This window comes from Streptomyces swartbergensis, assembly GCF_002148965.1.
Lineage (GTDB): Bacteria > Actinomycetota > Actinomycetes > Streptomycetales > Streptomycetaceae > Streptomyces > Streptomyces swartbergensis.
In genome coordinates, this window is record NZ_NGFN01000009.1 from 41,341 (window position 1) to 58,213 (window position 16,873).

At 68.2% G+C, this 16,873-nt stretch carries 13 protein-coding genes and 3 pseudogenes; 5 read left to right on the forward strand and 11 right to left on the reverse strand.

The window, feature by feature from the left end; translation table 11 throughout:
- Window positions 1–47: 47 nt before the first annotated feature.
- Both CA983_RS03155 and CA983_RS03160 read right to left on the reverse strand, forming a co-directional pair.
- A complete protein-coding gene (locus tag CA983_RS03155; RefSeq protein WP_086599333.1) occupies window positions 48–1,640 on the reverse strand; it encodes an MFS transporter in 1,593 nt (530 codons plus the stop codon).
- A 137-nt stretch (window positions 1,641–1,777) separates the two neighbouring features.
- A complete protein-coding gene (locus CA983_RS03160) occupies window positions 1,778–2,791 on the reverse strand; it encodes an NAD(P)/FAD-dependent oxidoreductase (protein WP_086599334.1) in 1,014 nt (337 codons plus the stop codon).
- A 94-nt stretch (window positions 2,792–2,885) separates the two neighbouring features.
- On the opposite strand from CA983_RS03160, the gene CA983_RS03165 reads away from it, so the two are divergent.
- From CA983_RS03165 to CA983_RS47570, 3 genes and pseudogenes are all read left to right on the forward strand, one after another.
- Complete coding sequence (locus CA983_RS03165) at window positions 2,886–3,473, forward strand: helix-turn-helix domain-containing protein (RefSeq protein ID WP_425276410.1); 588 nt, start codon at window positions 2,886–2,888, stop codon at window positions 3,471–3,473.
- Between the two features lie 127 nt (window positions 3,474–3,600).
- Complete coding sequence (locus tag CA983_RS03170) at window positions 3,601–4,473, forward strand: class I SAM-dependent methyltransferase (protein WP_086599335.1); 873 nt, start codon at window positions 3,601–3,603, stop codon at window positions 4,471–4,473.
- A gap of 8 nt (window positions 4,474–4,481) precedes the next feature.
- Window positions 4,482–4,635: pseudogene (locus CA983_RS47570) on the forward strand (cation transporter); the annotation flags it as partial.
- A 225-nt stretch (window positions 4,636–4,860) separates the two neighbouring features.
- On the opposite strand, the gene CA983_RS03180 reads toward CA983_RS47570, so the two are convergent.
- The 4 genes and pseudogenes from CA983_RS03180 to CA983_RS03195 form a co-directional block, all read right to left on the reverse strand.
- Entirely contained in the window at window positions 4,861–5,280 is a 420-nt protein-coding gene (locus CA983_RS03180) for a hypothetical protein (protein WP_086599336.1), read from the reverse strand.
- Window positions 5,277–6,593 carry a hypothetical protein gene (locus CA983_RS03185; protein WP_086599337.1) on the reverse strand — a complete coding sequence of 439 codons (1,317 nt, stop codon included), beginning with the start codon at window positions 6,591–6,593 and terminating at the stop codon, window positions 5,277–5,279. Before CA983_RS03185 ends, CA983_RS03180 begins: the two co-directional genes overlap by 4 nt.
- 31 nt (window positions 6,594–6,624) lie before the next feature.
- A pseudogene (locus CA983_RS03190) lies at window positions 6,625–7,868 on the reverse strand (ISL3 family transposase).
- A 285-nt stretch (window positions 7,869–8,153) separates the two neighbouring features.
- Complete coding sequence (locus CA983_RS03195) at window positions 8,154–9,026, reverse strand: aldo/keto reductase family oxidoreductase (protein ID WP_086599338.1); 873 nt, start codon at window positions 9,024–9,026, stop codon at window positions 8,154–8,156.
- Window positions 9,027–9,166: 140 nt separating this feature from the next.
- On the opposite strand from CA983_RS03195, the gene CA983_RS03200 reads away from it, so the two are divergent.
- Together CA983_RS03200 and CA983_RS03205 are read left to right on the forward strand one after the other, a co-directional pair.
- The gene (locus tag CA983_RS03200) at window positions 9,167–9,604 is read left to right on the forward strand and encodes a winged helix-turn-helix transcriptional regulator (protein ID WP_208636870.1); all 438 of its coding nucleotides are present in this window, start codon (window positions 9,167–9,169) and stop codon (window positions 9,602–9,604) included.
- Window positions 9,605–9,813: 209 nt separating this feature from the next.
- The gene (locus CA983_RS03205; protein WP_244206610.1) at window positions 9,814–11,019 is read left to right on the forward strand and encodes an IS256 family transposase; all 1,206 of its coding nucleotides are present in this window, start codon (window positions 9,814–9,816) and stop codon (window positions 11,017–11,019) included.
- 43 nt (window positions 11,020–11,062) lie between these two features.
- On the opposite strand, the pseudogene CA983_RS03210 reads toward CA983_RS03205, so the two are convergent.
- The 5 genes and pseudogenes from CA983_RS03210 to CA983_RS03230 all read right to left on the reverse strand — a co-directional run.
- Window positions 11,063–11,668, reverse strand: a pseudogene (locus CA983_RS03210) (transposase family protein); the annotation flags it as partial.
- A gap of 533 nt (window positions 11,669–12,201) precedes the next feature.
- Window positions 12,202–12,516, reverse strand: coding sequence for a hypothetical protein (locus tag CA983_RS46110; protein WP_158101825.1), 315 nt, complete (start codon window positions 12,514–12,516; stop codon window positions 12,202–12,204).
- 564 nt (window positions 12,517–13,080) lie between these two features.
- Complete coding sequence (locus tag CA983_RS03220; protein ID WP_086599340.1) at window positions 13,081–14,448, reverse strand: poly(ethylene terephthalate) hydrolase family protein; 1,368 nt, start codon at window positions 14,446–14,448, stop codon at window positions 13,081–13,083.
- A 101-nt stretch (window positions 14,449–14,549) separates the two neighbouring features.
- Window positions 14,550–15,602 (reverse strand): glycoside hydrolase family 5 protein, encoded by a 1,053-nt coding sequence (locus CA983_RS03225; RefSeq protein ID WP_086599341.1) that lies wholly within the window; start codon window positions 15,600–15,602, stop codon window positions 14,550–14,552.
- Between the two features lie 30 nt (window positions 15,603–15,632).
- Entirely contained in the window at window positions 15,633–16,712 is a 1,080-nt protein-coding gene (locus CA983_RS03230; protein ID WP_086599342.1) for a GDSL-type esterase/lipase family protein, read from the reverse strand.
- Between the last annotated feature and the right edge of the window lie 161 nt (window positions 16,713–16,873).

Here is a 16,873-nt window from a genome sequence, read left to right on the forward strand (position 1 = left end):
GGTGTCCGCGGAGCGGTCTGCTTGCTGTGCGCCCGGCTCTTGTGCGGTCAGCCGGCGGCGACGGCCTCAGCGGGTTCGCACTCGTCCGCAACCGCGGAGGGCGTGTTCTTGGGGCCACGGAAGGCGATGTAGACGAACAAGACGCCCATGATGGCGGCGCCTGCCCACATGGCCTGCTGCCAGCCGTCGACGAAGGACTGCTGGGCTGCGTGGAGCAGGTCCTGTGCGTGCGGGCCGGTGCTGTCCGCCACCTCAACGGCGTTGGCGACGCCTTCCCGGGCGGTGTCCGCGGCGCCCTGGGGGATGCCGTGCAGCCTGGCGTCTATGGCGTTGCGGTAGCCGGCGGACACGAGCGCGCCGAGCAGGGCGACGCCGAGTGCGGTGCCGAACTCGCGGGTGACGTCGTTGAGGGCGGAGGCGACGCCCTGCTTCTCACGCGGCAGGGAGGCGGTGATGGCCTCCGTGGACGGGGTCATCGACAGGCCCATGCCGATGCCCATGGCGAGCAGGCCGGGCAGGACGGACAGGTAGCCTCCGCCGACGGAGACGAACAAGGCCATGAGAGCCATGCCGATGCCGGCCAGCGCAATGCCCACCACCATGGTCGAGCGAGCGCCGATACCTGCGGCGAGCTTGGGGGCCAGGCCGGAGGCCATCATCATCATGACGGCCATGGGCATCATCGCCACCGTGGACAGCAGGCCCGACCAGCCGAGTACGGCCTGGAAGAACGGGAAGAGGACCACGCCGATGCCCGCCTGGACGCCGAAGACCACCAGCAGCGTGATCGAGCCGCTGGCCAGGCTGCGCTTGCGGAACAGCCGCACGTCCAGCAGGGAGGCTTCGCGGCGGTGCAGTTCCCAGGTCACGAAGCCGATGGCGGTGATGAGGCCGACGGCGAGGCTGATCAGCGTCTGGGGGGCGGTCCATCCGTGTTCGGGGCCTTCCTGCAGGACGAAGATGAGGCCGGTCACGGCGATCGCGGAGACCAGGGCGCCGATGGTGTCGAATCGGTGGGCCGAGGTTTCGCGGGAGTTGGGAACCGACTTCAGCGTCATCGCCAGGGCCACGAGGACCAGGACCGCTGGCAGGGTGAACAGCCAGCGCCAGTCGGCGACGTCGACGAGGAGGGCGGAGAGGAACATGCCCAGGATGCCGCCGCCTCCGGCGACACCGGTCCACACGCCGATCGCCTTGCCGCGCTGCTCTTCGGGGAAGGTGGAGGTGATGACGGCAAGTGTGATCGGCATGATCATTGCGGCGCCGATACCGCTGGCCACGCGGGCGGCGAGCATCACCTCCGCCGTCGGAGCCAGGCCCGCGGTGACGGTGGCGATGCCGAAGACGCCCAGTCCGGCGATGAGCATGGGCTTGCGGCCCAGGCGGTCGCCCAGGGCGCCGAGTGGCAGCAGCAGCGCGGCCAGGGCGAGGGTGTAGATGTTGATGATCCACAGGACCGTGCTCTGGGAGGCGCCGAATTCCACGGCCATGTGGGTCTGCGCGACGTTCAGCCCGGTCACCGAGGCGATGACCGCCATCAGGGCGATGGAGACGGTGATCAGGATCGTGCGCAGCTGACGCTCGTCGGGAACACCCCCGCCACTGGCCTGCGCGGCCTGTATGGGCTGGTTCGTACTCATGGATTCCTCTCAAAATGGGCATGCCGAGTCAGCGCCGGAGCAGGGCCGGTCGCCGAGTGAAGGGGGAGGCGGGGCTTGGGCCCGCCGCGCGCGTCGCCGGGTGCGGTCGAGCGGTGGGCCGATGCCGTGCCGGGACGTCAGGGGGCGGGGGGCTCGCCCTGGGCTGCGGCGAGGGCCGCGTCGGTATCCGCGGTGGCCAGCAGGCCGTTGATGTGGGCACCGGCCAGGGCGCCGGCTGCGGCGGAGGCGCCGACCTGGGCGGAGAGGTCGGTGGCGTTGCCGGCCACCCACACGCCCGGCGCCTCGGTGGTGCCGGCCATGCCGGAGGCGAAGCCGCGGCCCATGTTGTCGGGCAGGTCCTGCATCGGCAGCTTCAGACCGTCCAGGCCCTCGGTGCGGGCCTCCATCCGGGTGGCGACCGCGAGGACGCGGCGGGCCACGACCTGGCCGTCGGTCAGGCGCACCCCGGCGAGGGTGCCGTCCTCGTTGTTGACGATCTCCTGCACCGGGGTGTCGACGATGTGGATGCTGCGGGCGGCGAAGCGTGCGCGGGTGTCCTCATCCAGAGAAGTGCCGTGGGTGAAGTAGGTCAGGTCCTCGGTCAGCTGGCGGAACAGGAGTGCGTGGCCGATGGAGGCCGGGCCGGTGGCGAGGATGCCGATGGGCTCGTCGCGCACTTCCCAGCCGTGGCAGTACGGGCAGTGCACCACACTGTGTCCCCAGTGCTCGGTGAGGCCGGGGATCTCGGGCAGAACGTCCTGCAGGCCGGTGGCCACCAGGACCCGGCGCGCGGTCACGCTCCGGCCGTCGGCCAGGGTGACGGTGAACCGCAGATCCCCGTCAGCCGACGGGACGACGGGCTCGGCCGAGGCCACCTCACCGAAGACGACGCGCCCTCCGTACTGGCGCACCTGCTCCCGGCCCTGCCGAAGGATCTCGCGGGGCGGGGTGCCGTCCAGGACGATGAAGCCGTGCACGGCCTCTGCCGGCGCATTGCGCGGGGTGCCGCTGTCGATCACGACGACCGAGCGGCGGGAGCGGGCGAGCATCAGCGCACCGTTCAGCCCCGCAGCACCGCCACCGATCACCACCGCGTCGACGGTTCCACTGGGCAGTACGTCGCTCACATACGGAGAAGTCGTCACAGCCATGGCCTCCTGCCTTTCCTCATGCGCGGCCCCATCGCCTCGGACCGTCCGCACACGAAGCTAAGCGGACTTGCCCTGAAGGCATATGATGTTGCGCATGACGCAAGAAGATGGAGATCTGGACAGCCTCGTACGCAAACGCATCCGAGCCTTGCGGGTAGCGCAGGGCTGGTCCCTGGAGGAGTTGGCCACCCGCGCCCACCTCAGCCAGTCCTCGCTGAGCCGCATCGAGAACGGCCAGCGCCGCCTCGCACTGGATCAGCTGGTCACTCTCGCCCGCGCCCTGGACACCACGCTGGATCAACTCGTGGAGACCGCCACCGACGACATCGTCACCAGCCCGACGATCGACAGCACCCACAGCCAGATGCGCTGGACCATCAAGGCCGACCCCGGGATGAGCGTGGTGCGCCAGCGCATGACCGAACCACCCCCCGAGAACCCGGCGCGCATGCGCGCCCACCCAGGGCACGAATGGCTCGTCGTCCTGTCCGGCACGGCGATCCTCATGCTCGGCCACCGCCGCTTCCGCCTTGAGACCAACCAGGCGGCCGAGTTCCCCACGATGATGCCGCACGCCATCGGCGCCGAAAGCGGGCCCTGCGAGATCCTCGGCATCTTCGACCGCGACGCCCGCCGCGGCCACCAGCGCGACGGCGACGACGCTCAGGGCGCTCCCGAATGACGGCGCGGGCTGCGCGACGGCCTGCGTAGTGGCGACCTCTTGCCCGTCGGGCAGCACCCCCGGCCATCGTCTTGCGTAAACCGGAAGAACTCGTGCCGCACACGCATAGAGTCTTAGTGTCGAGAGCATGAACCAAGCACACCCGCACACCCCCCACCACGGCGCTTCGCACGATCACCACCATGAACACGGAACCGACGACCAAGTGGAGATCCTCGACCTGGACGCCGAGGTCCTCGCCGAGCACACCGCCTCCATCACCGCATGGCTGCCGCTGCATACCGGCCCACACCACATCGTGGACCTGGGCTGTGGCACGGGCGCAGGCACCTTCGCCCTCCTCGACCGCTTCCCCGACGCACACGTCACCGCCGTCGACGCGTCCGCCGAACACCTTCAGCGCCTGCGCACCAAGGCGTGCACCCGCAGCGTCCAGGAGCGCGTGCGCACGGTGCAGGCCGACCTCGATGAAGCCGCCTGGCCCGACCTCGGCTCACCGGACCTGGTATGGGCGTCGGCCTCGATGCACCACATGGACCACCCCGACCGCGCACTGCGCACCGTGCACGACGCGCTCGCCCCCGGCGGCCTGTTCGCCGTCGTCGAACTGGCCGGCCACCCCCGCTTCCTGCCCGAAAACGCCCCCAAGAACCGGCCCGGCCTGGAAGAGCGCGTTCACGCCGCAGCCGACCGCCTCCAAGCCGAGCACATGCCCCACCGCGGCGCCGACTGGGGCCCGATGCTGACCGCCGCCGGCTTCACAGTCGAGGGCGAACGCACCATCGCCGTGAACATCGAAGGCTCGCGCAGCGAAGCGATCGGCCGCTACGCCCTCGGCGTCCTGCAGCGCATCCGCAGCGTCATCACCGAAAGACTCTCCCCCGAGGATCTCGCCGCGCTCGACCAGCTCCTCGACACCAGCAGCCCGCACAGCCTCCTGCGCCGCGACGACCTGACGGTACGCACCGAGCGCACCGTCTGGGCCGCCCGCCGCACCTGACCCCGAACTCCCTGATCGGCTTCGGCCTGGATTCCGTCATAGAGGTCTCCTCTGCCGCCGCGGTCGCCTGGCAGTTCTCTGCGGCCGAGCACGCCGTCCGAGAGGCACGGGAGAAGAACCACACTGCGGATCATCGCGACGTCGTTCTTCGCCCTCGCCGCGTGACGAGCCACCCAGCCACGGATGACCTCCGCCGTCCACGGCCCTTCCATCGGGACTACCCGCAGATCCGGTGGTCAGGCGCGGAACAGCCGCTGGCCGGGTACGTTCGCAGGAACTGCAAGGTAGATCTTCACAAGCTCGACGTGTGCGGTGAAGACACGCTTTCCGCTGGTCAGCCGCACGTTGCGACGAAGCCTCCATCTGCACCGGACATCGGGCGGCGACTCAGTGGCTTCGGCCCAGGTGCGGCTGGGTCGGCAGCGCCCGGACCGGGAGGTTGGGCTGGGACAGCGCGTGGAGCAGCTGTCGGTTGTGCGCGGTCAGTTGGTTGACAGCGCGGACGAGGTGCTCGACGTCGGTCCGCAGCTGGGCCAGCTCGATGGCGTCCTTGGCGCGGAGCTCCTTCAGTTTGACGATCTGCTGGCGCAGGCGGATCTCGGATCCCGGCATCTGTCCGCGCGCCCTGACCTGCGCGTAGAAGTCATTCTTGAGATCCAGGTGGCGCTGGGTGAGCGCGTTGCGAGGTGCGCCGGCTTCCTGGGCCAGGGCGACGATCGTCAGCGCGCCGTTGGAGTGCTGCAGGGTCCCCTGCAGGATGCGGCCTATGGCCGCGCGGATACGGCGTTCGTCGGGCGCGGGGCTCATGCGGTGCCGTCCTGCAGGGTGGCGCGGGTGCGGTGGTGGGCGTCGGCGAGGTCGCGCAGCCGGGTGGCGTTGTCGCGCAGTCGCTCGCCCAGCGGGCCGGGGACATGGCCTGCCTGCTGGTCAAGCGCGGTGGCGCGGAGACGGAGGCCGGCGGCGTGCTGGTCGGTGCGGGCGATGTTCGCCCAGGCGGGGACGCACTGGTCGAGGCTGGGGGTGTCCTTGAGGCCGCGGTGGCACAGGGCCTTGTCGCGCTTGTAGACGCACATCAGCAGCGTGTGGGGATTGTCGTAGATGGCCAGGTGGGGGTTGGCGAGGATCTGTCGGGCCTGCCGGGCGGTGATGACGGTGCCGGTGTACTGGGGCGCGGTGGCGGCGGCCTTGATGGCCCGGCGGGCGGCGGGCCCGGAGATGTGGAGGCCGTCCTCGAGAGCGGCATTCAGGTCGGCGACGGTGTCGATGGTGGCGCGGGCCGTCTCGACGGCGAGGAGGTCGTGGATGCCGTCCCGGCTGCGCGCGGCGTATCCGGCCGATACGGAAGTCCGCAGATGGCCGTACTGAATCGCGAGCGCGACCAGGCCCCCGGGACGGCGGGCGATGTGCCAGGCCAGGCTCCTGCGGAACCGTTCGGTACCGATCTTCCCGTGCGGATCCGGCGGGATGAACTCACCGGCCAGCCCGCGGGCGGCTGCCTCATGGTTGGCCCAGGTGATGAAGTCCTCCACCCGGATGCCCAGGGTGTGCACGGTGAGGGATCCGGTGCCGGTCCGGGTGCCGCGCAGGTCGTGGGCGTGGTGGTCGAATAGCAGCTGGCCTTCGGGGACCATGCGTTCCAGGACACGGATGGCGTTCACGACGGGGGCGATGGCCACCCAGGGAACATCGCGGACTTCGCCCTCGGAGCGGTGGTTGCCGTCTTCGTCGCGGGCGGTCTTGTACACGGTGCTTGTGATCAAGTGCCGCCCTTTCCGCCCTGCGCTGTCCGGCTCAGGGTCGGGGCAGCAGCCGCTGCGCAGCCCGGCCGCCTCGCCGGGACGCATCCCGGTCAGATAGGCGATGACGATGAAGCACGCCGTGCCCAACTGGCGCATCACGAAGCCTGCTTCGGTGTAGTCGACGGCCTCCCTCCAGGGGGTGCCATCGAGTTTGCCGGTGGCCGGGACACGGAGCGGGCACCGGCCGGGCCTGTCCAGGGCGCCCTGCCGCCAGCCGTGATCACGGGTGGCGTTGTAGACCTGGTTGAGGGAGGCGCCGGTAAGCGCGGCGATATACACGCCCGCGATAGTGGTTCTGCCCAGCCACTGTGTGGTCGCCATCGGTAGTTGGCCGGCGTCGATTCGGGGCTCTTCACAATCCAGGGTGTAGGCGTGGCCTGAAGCCGCCGGTTTCCAGCAGGGATCTGGCGATGTAGTTGGTGAGGTTGCGGAATCCGAGGGCGGAGCCGCGGAGGTGTTCGAGCCGTCCGTTGATGGCCTCGGTCGGCCCGTTGGACGTGCCGGGGCGTTCGAAGTAGGCCAGCACGTCGGTGGCTCGCTTCTTCAGTGTCCGGCCGAGCGTGATGATCTCGCTCAACGCGCTCGGGACGCCCTGGCTGACCGACTCGATCAACTTCACCATCAGCTCTCGGCCCTTACTCCGATCGGGTTCTCGGTAGGCGGCGATCATCCGCTGGTAGACCCCCCAAACAGCGCCGTCAGTCGGTCCTTCTGCTTGTCGGTGAGCAGGTCAGCGCCGGTGTGGAGGGTTCGCCGTGCGGTATAGAGCGGGTAGCTCTTGCGTCCGCGGTGCCCGTGGATGGCCAGCTGGACACGTCGGCGGCATCGGTCGAGTGCGTCGCCAGCCAGACGCACGACGTGGAAAGGGTCCATGACCGCGACCGCGTCGGGCAATTCCTCGTTGGCTGCGGTCTTGAACCCGGTGAAACCGTCCATCGCGACGACCTCGACGCGATTACGCCAGGACTCTTCTCGTTCGGCGAGCCAGGTCTTGAGAGCCTGCTTGGAGCGGCCTTCGACCATGTCGAGCAGCCGGGCAGGGCCGGTGCCGTCGCGGTTGCCGGTCAGGTCAATGATCACGGTGACGTACTTGTCGCCACGCCTGGTGTGTCGCCACACGTGCTCGTCGACACTGATAGCGGTGACGTCGTCGAACCGGCCGGTGTCGTCGATGAGGACGCGCTTTCCCTCGGCCAGGACGGCGTCGTTGGCGTTGTTCCAGGCGACTCCGAGCCCTTCGGCGACACGGGCGACAGTGAGGTGCTGGCAGACGATGGCTTCAAGCGCCCATCGCAGCCCGCGGCGCGAGAGCTTCGCCCGCGGCTCAGCCGGCTTGGTGGTGTCTTGCCGCCACACGTGCGCACAGTCGATGCAGCGGTAGCGTCGGATCGTGACGTGAAGGATCGTGGGCCGCCAGCCGAGTGGCTCGTGCACCAGCCGCCGGGTCACGGTGTCACGCGGTGTGCCTTCGCAACCGCAGCGGTGGCACCACTGATCGGACTCGACGACCCGGCACGCCAGAACCGCACGATACGGGGTGAGTTGCTGGCCGGTGACTTCGAGCCCGAGCTCGTCAAGGCGGCAGAACGTAGTCATGTCGGCGCGGGCGAAGCCGGCCTCAGGGGTAGCGTCGTGCAACGTCGAGGTCTTCCGGATGGGCTTGGTGTAGGAACCCCTCGGGAGACCTCGACGCCTACCCGGCCACCGACGCGGGGTGAGCTGCCACCGACGGTGTACACAAGTTCCTGACGGTTGATGATCTGAAGTCAACCAGGTGAGGGCGAATCGTCCTGCTTCGGCCCCGGTCGCACGAAAGTGTCCGGGGCCGAGACTTGAACGGTGGCTCCGGTGGTGGCCTGTGAGCCATTCAGCTCTGGGCACTCAGCGGCCGATGTCGTCCAGCTCGGTCAAATCCTCATGAGAGAGGGAGCGTCCCGCGCCGGCGATGTTCTCGCGCAGGTGCGCCGTCGATGACGTGCCGGGGATGAGCAGGATGTTCGGTGATCGCTGCAGCAGCCAGGCCAGTGCGACGGACATCGGTGTCGTCACCAATCGAGCGGCGACCGCCGAGAGCGCCGAGGACTGAAGCGGGGTAAAGCCCCCGAGGGGGAAGAAGGGCACGTACGCGACGCCGTCGGTGGCGAGCCGGTCGATGAGCTTGTCGTCGTGGCGGTGGGCGAGGTTGTACATATTCTGCACGCACACGATCGGCGCGATGCTCTGCGCCTCGGTGACCTGCTCCTCGGTGGCGTTGCTGACCCCGAGGTGGCGGATCAGGCCCTGCTGCTGGAGTTCGACGAGCGTCTCGAACGACTCGGCGAGCGAGCCGGGCTGGGGACCTTCGGCGTTGCCGAGTCGGAGGTTGACCAGGTCGAGTACGTCGAGCCGGAGGGACTTGAGGTTGTCGTGGACCTGGCGGCGCAGATCTTCGGGTCGCCGGGCCGTGGGCCAGCCACCCTGTTCGTCGCGGGTCGCGCCCACCTTGGTCACGATGTGCAGCGACTCGGGATAGGGGTGCAGTGCCTCGCGGATCAACTCGTTGGTGACCCGCGGGCCGTAGGCGTCGCTGGTGTCGATGTGGGCGACACCGAGGTCGACCGCTTCACGCAGAACGGCTAGGGCACCCTCGCGATCGGCCGGCGGCCCCATCACCCACGGGCCGGCCAGTTGCATGGCACCGTAGCCGAACCGGGTGACGGTCAGGTCACCCAGAGTCCAGGTGCCGCCGGGAAGAGAGAGGGAGCGTGTGCTCATCGAGTTGCCTTTCGTCGTGCACTTGAGGGTGGCGCCTGCTGCCTCCCTGCATCAGCATTGGAGAGAAACTTCCTGTCAGGAAGTAGGCACTTTGGAGTGCGTAACCCACCCATCGGTGAGAGGTGCGATCAGTGACGACGATGAAGGCGGCCCAGAAGAGGGCTCAGGCCAAGGTGGAGTACAACGCCTTCCTCGCAGAATGCCCCAGCCAGCAACTGCTCGACCGAATCTCGGACAAGTGGGTCGTCCTGATCCTGTGTGCGCTGGGCGGTGACCACAACCCTGAACCCCCCTGTGCAGCACACGCAGACGCTCCGAAGGCGATGCGTTACTCCGAGATTGCTCGCCTTCTGGCCGGGGTCAGCCAGAAGATGCTGACCCAGACGCTACGGTCGCTGGAACACGATGGTCTACTCACCCGCACCGTGACGCCAACCGTCCCCGTCACCGTCTCCTACGAGCTGACCGACCTCGGCGTCTCGCTCCACCACATGACGCGCGGGCTCAGAAACTGGGCGCAGACACACATGGCCGAGGTCCTCGCAAACCGCGAGAACTGCGACGCTCACACGTCCTGATCGAACGTCCAACAGCTCTATATTCGCGGAGCTCACACCCTCAACTGCGAAGAGCCCGATTCGGTCCATGAAGGGGAGTGTCTAATCAACGGCGGATCTGATGATCAAGGAGACGCCAGATGACCGAGACCGCCGTGGGGTCCGAGCCCGTTGAACTGAACGACGCTGCGACGCCGTCGAATGCGACGACGGACGAGCAGTTGATCGCGATGCTCGTGGACCGGGCCCGTAGCGAGGGACTCCAGCTGACCGGCGAGGGCGGGCTGTTGCAGCAGCTGACCAAGCGGGTGCTGGAGTCTGCCCTGGAGGGCGAGATCACTGACCACGTCGGCTATGAGAAGTACGACCCGGCAGGGAAGAACAACGGCAACAGCCGTAACGGCACGCGTGCGAAGACCGTGCTGACCGACGTCAGGCCGGTCGGGGTGAAGGTACCCCGGGACACCGCCGGCACCTTCGAGCCGCAGCTCGTCAAGAAGCGGCAGCGGCGCCTGACCGGGGTGGACGAGATGGTGCTGTCCCTGTCGGCGAAGGGCCTCACGCACGGGGAGATCTCCGCGCACCTGGCCGAGGTATACGGCGCCGAGGTGTCCAAGCAGACCATCTCCACCATCACGGACAAGGTCATGGAGGGCATGGCCGAATGGCAGAACCGCCCCCTCGATCGCGTCTACCCGGTGCTGTTCGTGGACGCCATCAACGTGAAGATCCGCGATGGGCAGGTGGCGAACCGTCCCATTTACGTGGTGATGGCGGTGACCGTGGACGGCACCCGCGACATCCTCGGGATCTGGGCCGGCGACGGCGGCGAGGGCGCGAAGTACTGGCTGCACGTGTTCACCGAGCTGAAGAACCGTGGCCTGGACGATGTGCTGATGCTGGTCTGCGACGGGCTCAAGGGCCTGCCCGAGGCCGTGGAGACCGTCTGGCCTCGCACGATCGTCCAAACGTGCGTGGTTCACCTGCTGCGAAATTCGTTCCGTTACGCAGCCCGCCAGGACTGGGACAAGGTCGCCAAGGCCCTCAAGCCCGTCTATACCGCGCCCAGCGAGGACGCGGCGACGGAGCGGTTCCTGGAGTTCCAGGAGTCCTGGGGACGGAAGTATCCGGCGATCGTGAAGCTGTGGTCGGACGCCTGGGCCGAGTTCGTGCCCTTCCTCTCCTTCGACGTCGAGATCCGCAAGGTCATCTGCAGCACAAACGCGATCGAGAGCGTGAACGCCCGCATACGCAAGGCCGTCCGCGCCCGCGGACACTTCCCCAACGAGGCCGCCGCCCTCAAGTGCGTCTACATGGCGCTGATGAGCCTGGACCCGACCGGGAAGGGCCGCAAGAGGTGGACCATGCGCTGGAAAGCACCCCTGAACGCGTTCCAGATCGCCTTCGAAGGCCGCCTGACCCCGAGCAACAACTGACCACTCAACAACCAAGATCAGCCGTTAAATTGACACACCCCCTCCTCCAGTCCGGGAGTTCGCTGTGGCCTTTCTCGCGGCGGTGCGGGATGACCAGGTCGGTACCCCGGTAGCCGCCATCTGCGATGACCGTGGTCTTACCGACGGCGTCTTTCGCGCCGGACAGCTCCCACGCCTTGCAGTCGTTGCGGTTGCCGGCGACTGGTCGGCCGATCGCGACGACGAGCCGGGTGTCGGCGTCGATCACGACCTGGTGGTTGGTGGAGTAGCGGTAGTTCTTGGACTGCTCGGCGATGGTGTGGTCGCCGGTGGGGACCAGGGTGCCGACCACGATCAGCACGGTGTCCTTGCGGAACCGCTTGCGCTGCTGGAGCGCGAGCGCAGGCCCGAGGTGGTCGATGATGCGATCGGCGGCCGACTTGGACACCCCGAACAGCGGGGCCAGTTGGCGCAAGGTCAGGTTCGTCCGCCAGTAAGCGGCGACCAGGAGCACGCGGTCCTCCAGCGGCAGGCTCCAGGGACGGCCCTTGCGCACCGGGTCCGCACCCTCACGCCGCAGAGCAGTGATCAGCTTGCCGAACTGGCGCGGGCTCAGCCCGGTGAACGGGGCTGTCCAGGAGGGCTCCGACGCCGTGATCACACCAGACACGGCAAGATCATCTCACCCGTGACCAGCAGTTACGGGACAACCCTTAAACAAACTGCTCGGGTCGAATCCGGGTCGAATTCGGGCCCGCGTATTGTCGTCCCTGTCTGCTGTCCATGCGGAAGATCCGGGTATTCCGGGCGTTAGGTGTGGTCCGACGCCGGCCTGTAGTGGACATTCAGGTGTCGGATGCATACGGAAGTACATGTACGGGGTGTCTTCTTGTCGACCCGCTCTGGATGAACTCGATCACCGGTGCTGCGCTCTGCGGCAGACCCTGGAAGTGATTACTGGTGAAAGCATCTCGCTGACTGCTCCTGCTGGGAACCACTGGAACGTGGATGCCGCCGCAGGCACGTGGTCCGTCGGAAGCGGCAACAACTACGTCCTGAACCCAAGCGTCGAGGCCGACCGGGTTGCCCAGCAGAAGCTGGCCGGCTGGACGAACTCGTCGAATGTCAGCAGCGATCCGAACAGCAACCAGCTGGGCGGACACACACCGGACGCTGGGCGATTTCGCAGTCCTATTCCTCCGCTTACAAGGCGAGCATGTACCAGAACATCACTGTGCCGAACGGGACGTACACATTGTCGGCCTGGGTGAAAAGCGGCGGAGGGTAGAAGTCGGCGAACATCTTCGCCAAGAACTTCGGCGCGGGTGAAATGGACCGTGCGATCAACCAGTCGATCGGCAACTGGACGAAGGTCAGCAATTCCGGCATCACCGTGACCAACGGGTCGGTCCAGGTCGGCGTGTCCTCCGACGCGAATCCGGGCAACTCGGTGAACGTCGACGACTTCGAGCTGGTGCGAACCGGCTGACGCTCGACCTCGACGGTCACGTCGTGCACACACCGACGGTGCCCTCGCTGAGGGAATCCACTTCCGCGAAGCGGCCCTTGGCGGGGGCACCGTCAATGTTCACCGGTACCGGCTCCCACTCCGGAAGGTCTGCTGTCGACAGGTGCTCCTGGCGTTCGGAATCGACTCGACACCGAGTGCCACCGGCGATATGGCCCGGGCAGCCCGGGGCGCTCACGGTGGTCTTCGGCCCCGGCCGGGGACGGCGAGTGCGGAACTGCGCGTGGCGTGGGTGGCCTGGTCGCAACTTGTCACCGTTACGTCGTCGGGCCGCAACCAGATACGAACGGCAGCGCCGGTCTCGCCTCGCCGGACGAACTGGTCGTCGTCATAGGGCGGGCACCGACCGACCCCCGTCGCCGGGTTCTCCGGTCCGGGGCGAAAGGTCCTCACCGCCAGGGACCGCCAGGGACCGCCTGGGCGCGGCTCAGCGGGAGCAGAAACTCGCCGTACTGCGTCTGGCGGGTGAGGAGAAGACGTCCGAAAGGGCCGAAGTGCCGAGCGTCGCCCGGCACTTCGGTCCGGCTCTTTCGTGAACCGGGTTCAGCTTGCCGCTATCGCAGGGTCCACCGCTGGTTGGAGCCTCCGTTGCAGGTCCACAGGATGGCCTGGGTTCCATTGGCGGTGCCTGCGTTGTTCGCGTCCAGGCACAGGCCGGACCGGGCGCTGGTGATGGTGCCGTTGGCGTTGACGTTCCAGCGCTGGTTCTGCCCGCCGTGACAGTCCCAGATGATGGCCCGGGTGCCGGCAGAGGTGCCCGAGGCTTCGGCGTCCAGGCACTTGTTGCCGTAGACGCGCAGTTCCCCGGCGTCGGTGCGGGCCCACTTCTGGCTGGTTTGGTCCAGGCAGTCCCACAGCTGGAGCTGGGTGCCGTTGGTCTGGGAGGAGTTGGGTACGTCCAGGCAGCGGGCGGAGGCGGCGCCGACGATCTGGCCGCTGCTTGGCGGGGGCGGGGTCGTACCGCCGCCGGGCACGTACGCGCACTTGACCTGGGACCGGGAGACGCCGGTGCGGTCCGCCGGCGACGGGCACAGGAGCTGGGTGTACCGGGTGTCGTTGTCGAGGAAGATCTTGAGCCAGGGGATCGTGCGGCGCGTCACGTTGGAGTTGCCCCAGGTGGGGAAGCCGTGGCCGCCGCTGGTGAGTTCGATGTAGGCGCTCGGCGTGGCGGCGGGCATGCCGGCGTAGAGGCCGTTGAGGTAGGACGGGGTGACCGTGCCGTCGTCCCGGGCTCCCATGATCATTGTCGGGACCCGGAGGGAGGACAGGTTCTGCGAGGGGGAGAAGGGCGCCAGCGGCAAAGCGGCCTTCAGTGACGGTCGCCGTTCGGCCGCGCTGATGGCGCCGCCGCCGCCCATGGAGTGTCCGATCACTCCCAGCCGGTTGGGGTCGACTCGGTCGCGCACCGGGCTCTTCTGGGTGAGGTAGTCCAGTGCGGCGAGCAGTTGGGTGCCGCGGGCGGTGTCGTAGTCGTTGGGGCTGTTGGTGTCGATGCCGATGACGACGAACCCGAAGGAGGCGAGCCAGGGCCCCATCCAGGCGCCCTCGGCGGCCCACTTGGCGGTGTAGCCGGGCACGGCCGCGACGGCGCCCCAGGTGCCCTTGCTGGTGTCGGTCGGGTAATAGATCTTGCCGCCGTTGAAGCCGTTGCCGGGCGGCACGGTGACCTCCGCGGTGGCGAACGTCCCTCGCTGGGCCGCGACGCTGCTCACGGTGGGGTCGGGGCCCCGCTCGTACGGGTTGTCCTGGGCGGACGCCGGCCGGGCCGACGCGGGCTGGATCGCGACCAGTGCGGTGATCAGGCCGGTCACGGCCGCGACCACGGCTGCCCGCAACCTGACCGTTCTGCCGGTCCGTCGAAGTCCTGTCCTGGTGGCCCGGATGTCCTCGGACACCGGGACATCGGTGACGCTGGGGTGCATCGTCCTGTTCCTCCATACATGGGTCGTGGCCAGGGGAGTGCGATCGGCGGGTGAGTCAAGGGACGGCGTGCGCATGACTGGCCCTTGCCTGCCGGGACGGATCAACGGTCGGCTTGGGCAGCGGTCGGGGAAGTGCCGCGCGCGGCACCGGAGTAGACCCTGGCTTCCTTGGAGGTGGCGGCGATGCCGTTCGCGCCGTTGAAGAGGCGCTGGCCCCAGCTGGTGAGCCGGTTGGGGTCGAAGCCGGTCACCAGGTCCAGGTACTGCACATCGCTGCTGTTGCCGCTCCAGGACCAGCCGAGGTAGCCGATGCCGAGACGCTGGGCCGCGGCCATGATGGCGTCCTCGTCGGGGTTGCCGTCGGAGTGGTTGAAGCCGAACTCCCCTACGACGATGGGGAGTTTCGCGGCGACGAAGCGGTTCAGGTAGTCGTTGACCTTCGCGGCCGTGTTGTAGACGCCGTACATGTGCACCGAGAAGACGGTGTTGCGGTCCCGGTCGGCGGCGAAGACCGACGCGGCGTTGTCCCGCATGGTGAAGGACCAGTCCTGGCCCCAGTTGGGGGCGTCCACCATGAGGGTGTGGTTGAGCCCGGCGTTGCGCAGCTTCTGGATGGCTCCCTTGGTGTCGGCGGTCCACCTCGAGGCGTTGTTGTTGCCGTACGGCTCGTTGCCGATGTTGACGATGACGTAGCTCTCCTGGCCGGCCAGGGCGCTCTTGATGCTGATCCAGTAGTCGGCGGCGCGGGAGAGGGTGGTCGCTCCGCTCTGGTCGCCGTAGCCCGTGGTGTCGTGGACCTCCAGGACGCAGATGAGCCGGTTGCGTTTGCACTGGGAGACGACGTTCGCCACGTCGGCGGTGTCGTTGCGGGTCCAGCGGTCACCGTTGGCGAGGACGACGCGGACGGTGTTGGCGCGCTTGGCCTTGATGTTGGCGATGGAGCTGATCCGGGTCGGATACCAGGTGTGGGCGTGGTTGACGCCGCGCATGACGAAGTCGTTCCCGTTCGCTTCCAGCAGTCGGCCGTTCTGGACGCGGAAGCCGGTGGGCGCGGCGTGCGCCGGTGTACCGAGACCGAGCAGGGGGACGAGCAGGCCAAGGAGGGCGGCCATGACCGCGGCCATGCGTGGCGCGGCGCGGGTGGGGGATTTCATGGGTGCTCCCATTCGACGGAGACGGAGTGTTCAGGAGAGGGCGGCTCGTGCCGTGCAACGGACGGTGGCCGAGGGGCTGCCGGCCGTCGCCGGTGTGTCGGCGGTGAAGCCGAACGTGGTGCCGGCGCCCGGTGCGAGCGTGCCGTTCCAGGACGCGTTGCCGACGGTGGTCCTGCCGCCGGCGGTCGTGCCGAGGCTGCCGTTCCAGACCTGGGTGAGGCGGGCGCCCGCGGCCGGTACCACGGTCGCGGTCCAACCGTTGACGAAGGACGTGGACGCGTTGGTCACGGTCACCTCGCCCTGGTAACCGCTCTGCCAGGAGGAGACGGCCCGGAAGGAGGCGGTGCAGGCGGAGTCGCCGCCCGGGGTGCCCGGCCCGCCCGGTACGCCTTTGTCGAGGGCGGCGGTGAGGGCGGGGTACCAGCGGGCGGCGATCTTCTCGTTGCCGGGGGCGGAGGGGTGCACGCCGTCGTAGGTGTCGGTGGCGGTGTTGAATCCGGTCCACTGGTCGACGACGGTCACCGGGGAGCGGCTCGTACTGGTTGCCCGGGCCCACTCGGGGATGCGTGCGTTGAGGGCGACCGCGCGCTGGGCGCAGCCGGTGCAGCCGGACGGGTTCATCGGTATCAGCTGGGCGACGAGGATCTTCGTGTCCGGATTCGACGCCCGCATCTGCCGCACCAGCTTGGTGTATGCGGCGAGGATGGTGTCGGGGGAGATGCTGCTCCACACGTCGTTGGTGCCGAAGTGCATGACAACGATGTCGGGACGCGTGGCGGCGAGCCTGCCGGGAAGCAGGTTCTGGTTCGCCACGTTGGTGACGAGCTCACCGCCGTGGCCTTCGTTGTCGCCGTCGTGTGCCTGCGGGCAGCCCTGCTGGTTGAGGGTGCCGACGAAATCGATGTTCTTGTAGCCGGTGCTCTGCAGACGGTTCCACAGCACTGCCCGCCAGCAGCCCGGTGAGCCGGTGATCGAGTCGCCCAACGGCATGATGCGTACGGGGGCCGCGGCGGGGGCTGCGGTGGCCGACGGTGCGAGGGTCACGCCGAGCGCGAGCAGGAGCGTGGTCAAAAGGATCCGAAGGAGCGGTAAGTGCCGGGTTCTGTGCATGCCAGTCCCTTCCTGGGTGAGCCGGGAGCAGTTCGAAGATGCGGTTCAGCGACTGACTGGACGCGGGCGCGTTCGTCCGGTGCCTAGTCGGTGCCGCCGGTACCACCGTTCGGGTACGGCGTGTTCAGGGTGTGTAGGCGGTGGGGGCGACGGGGCGGGCA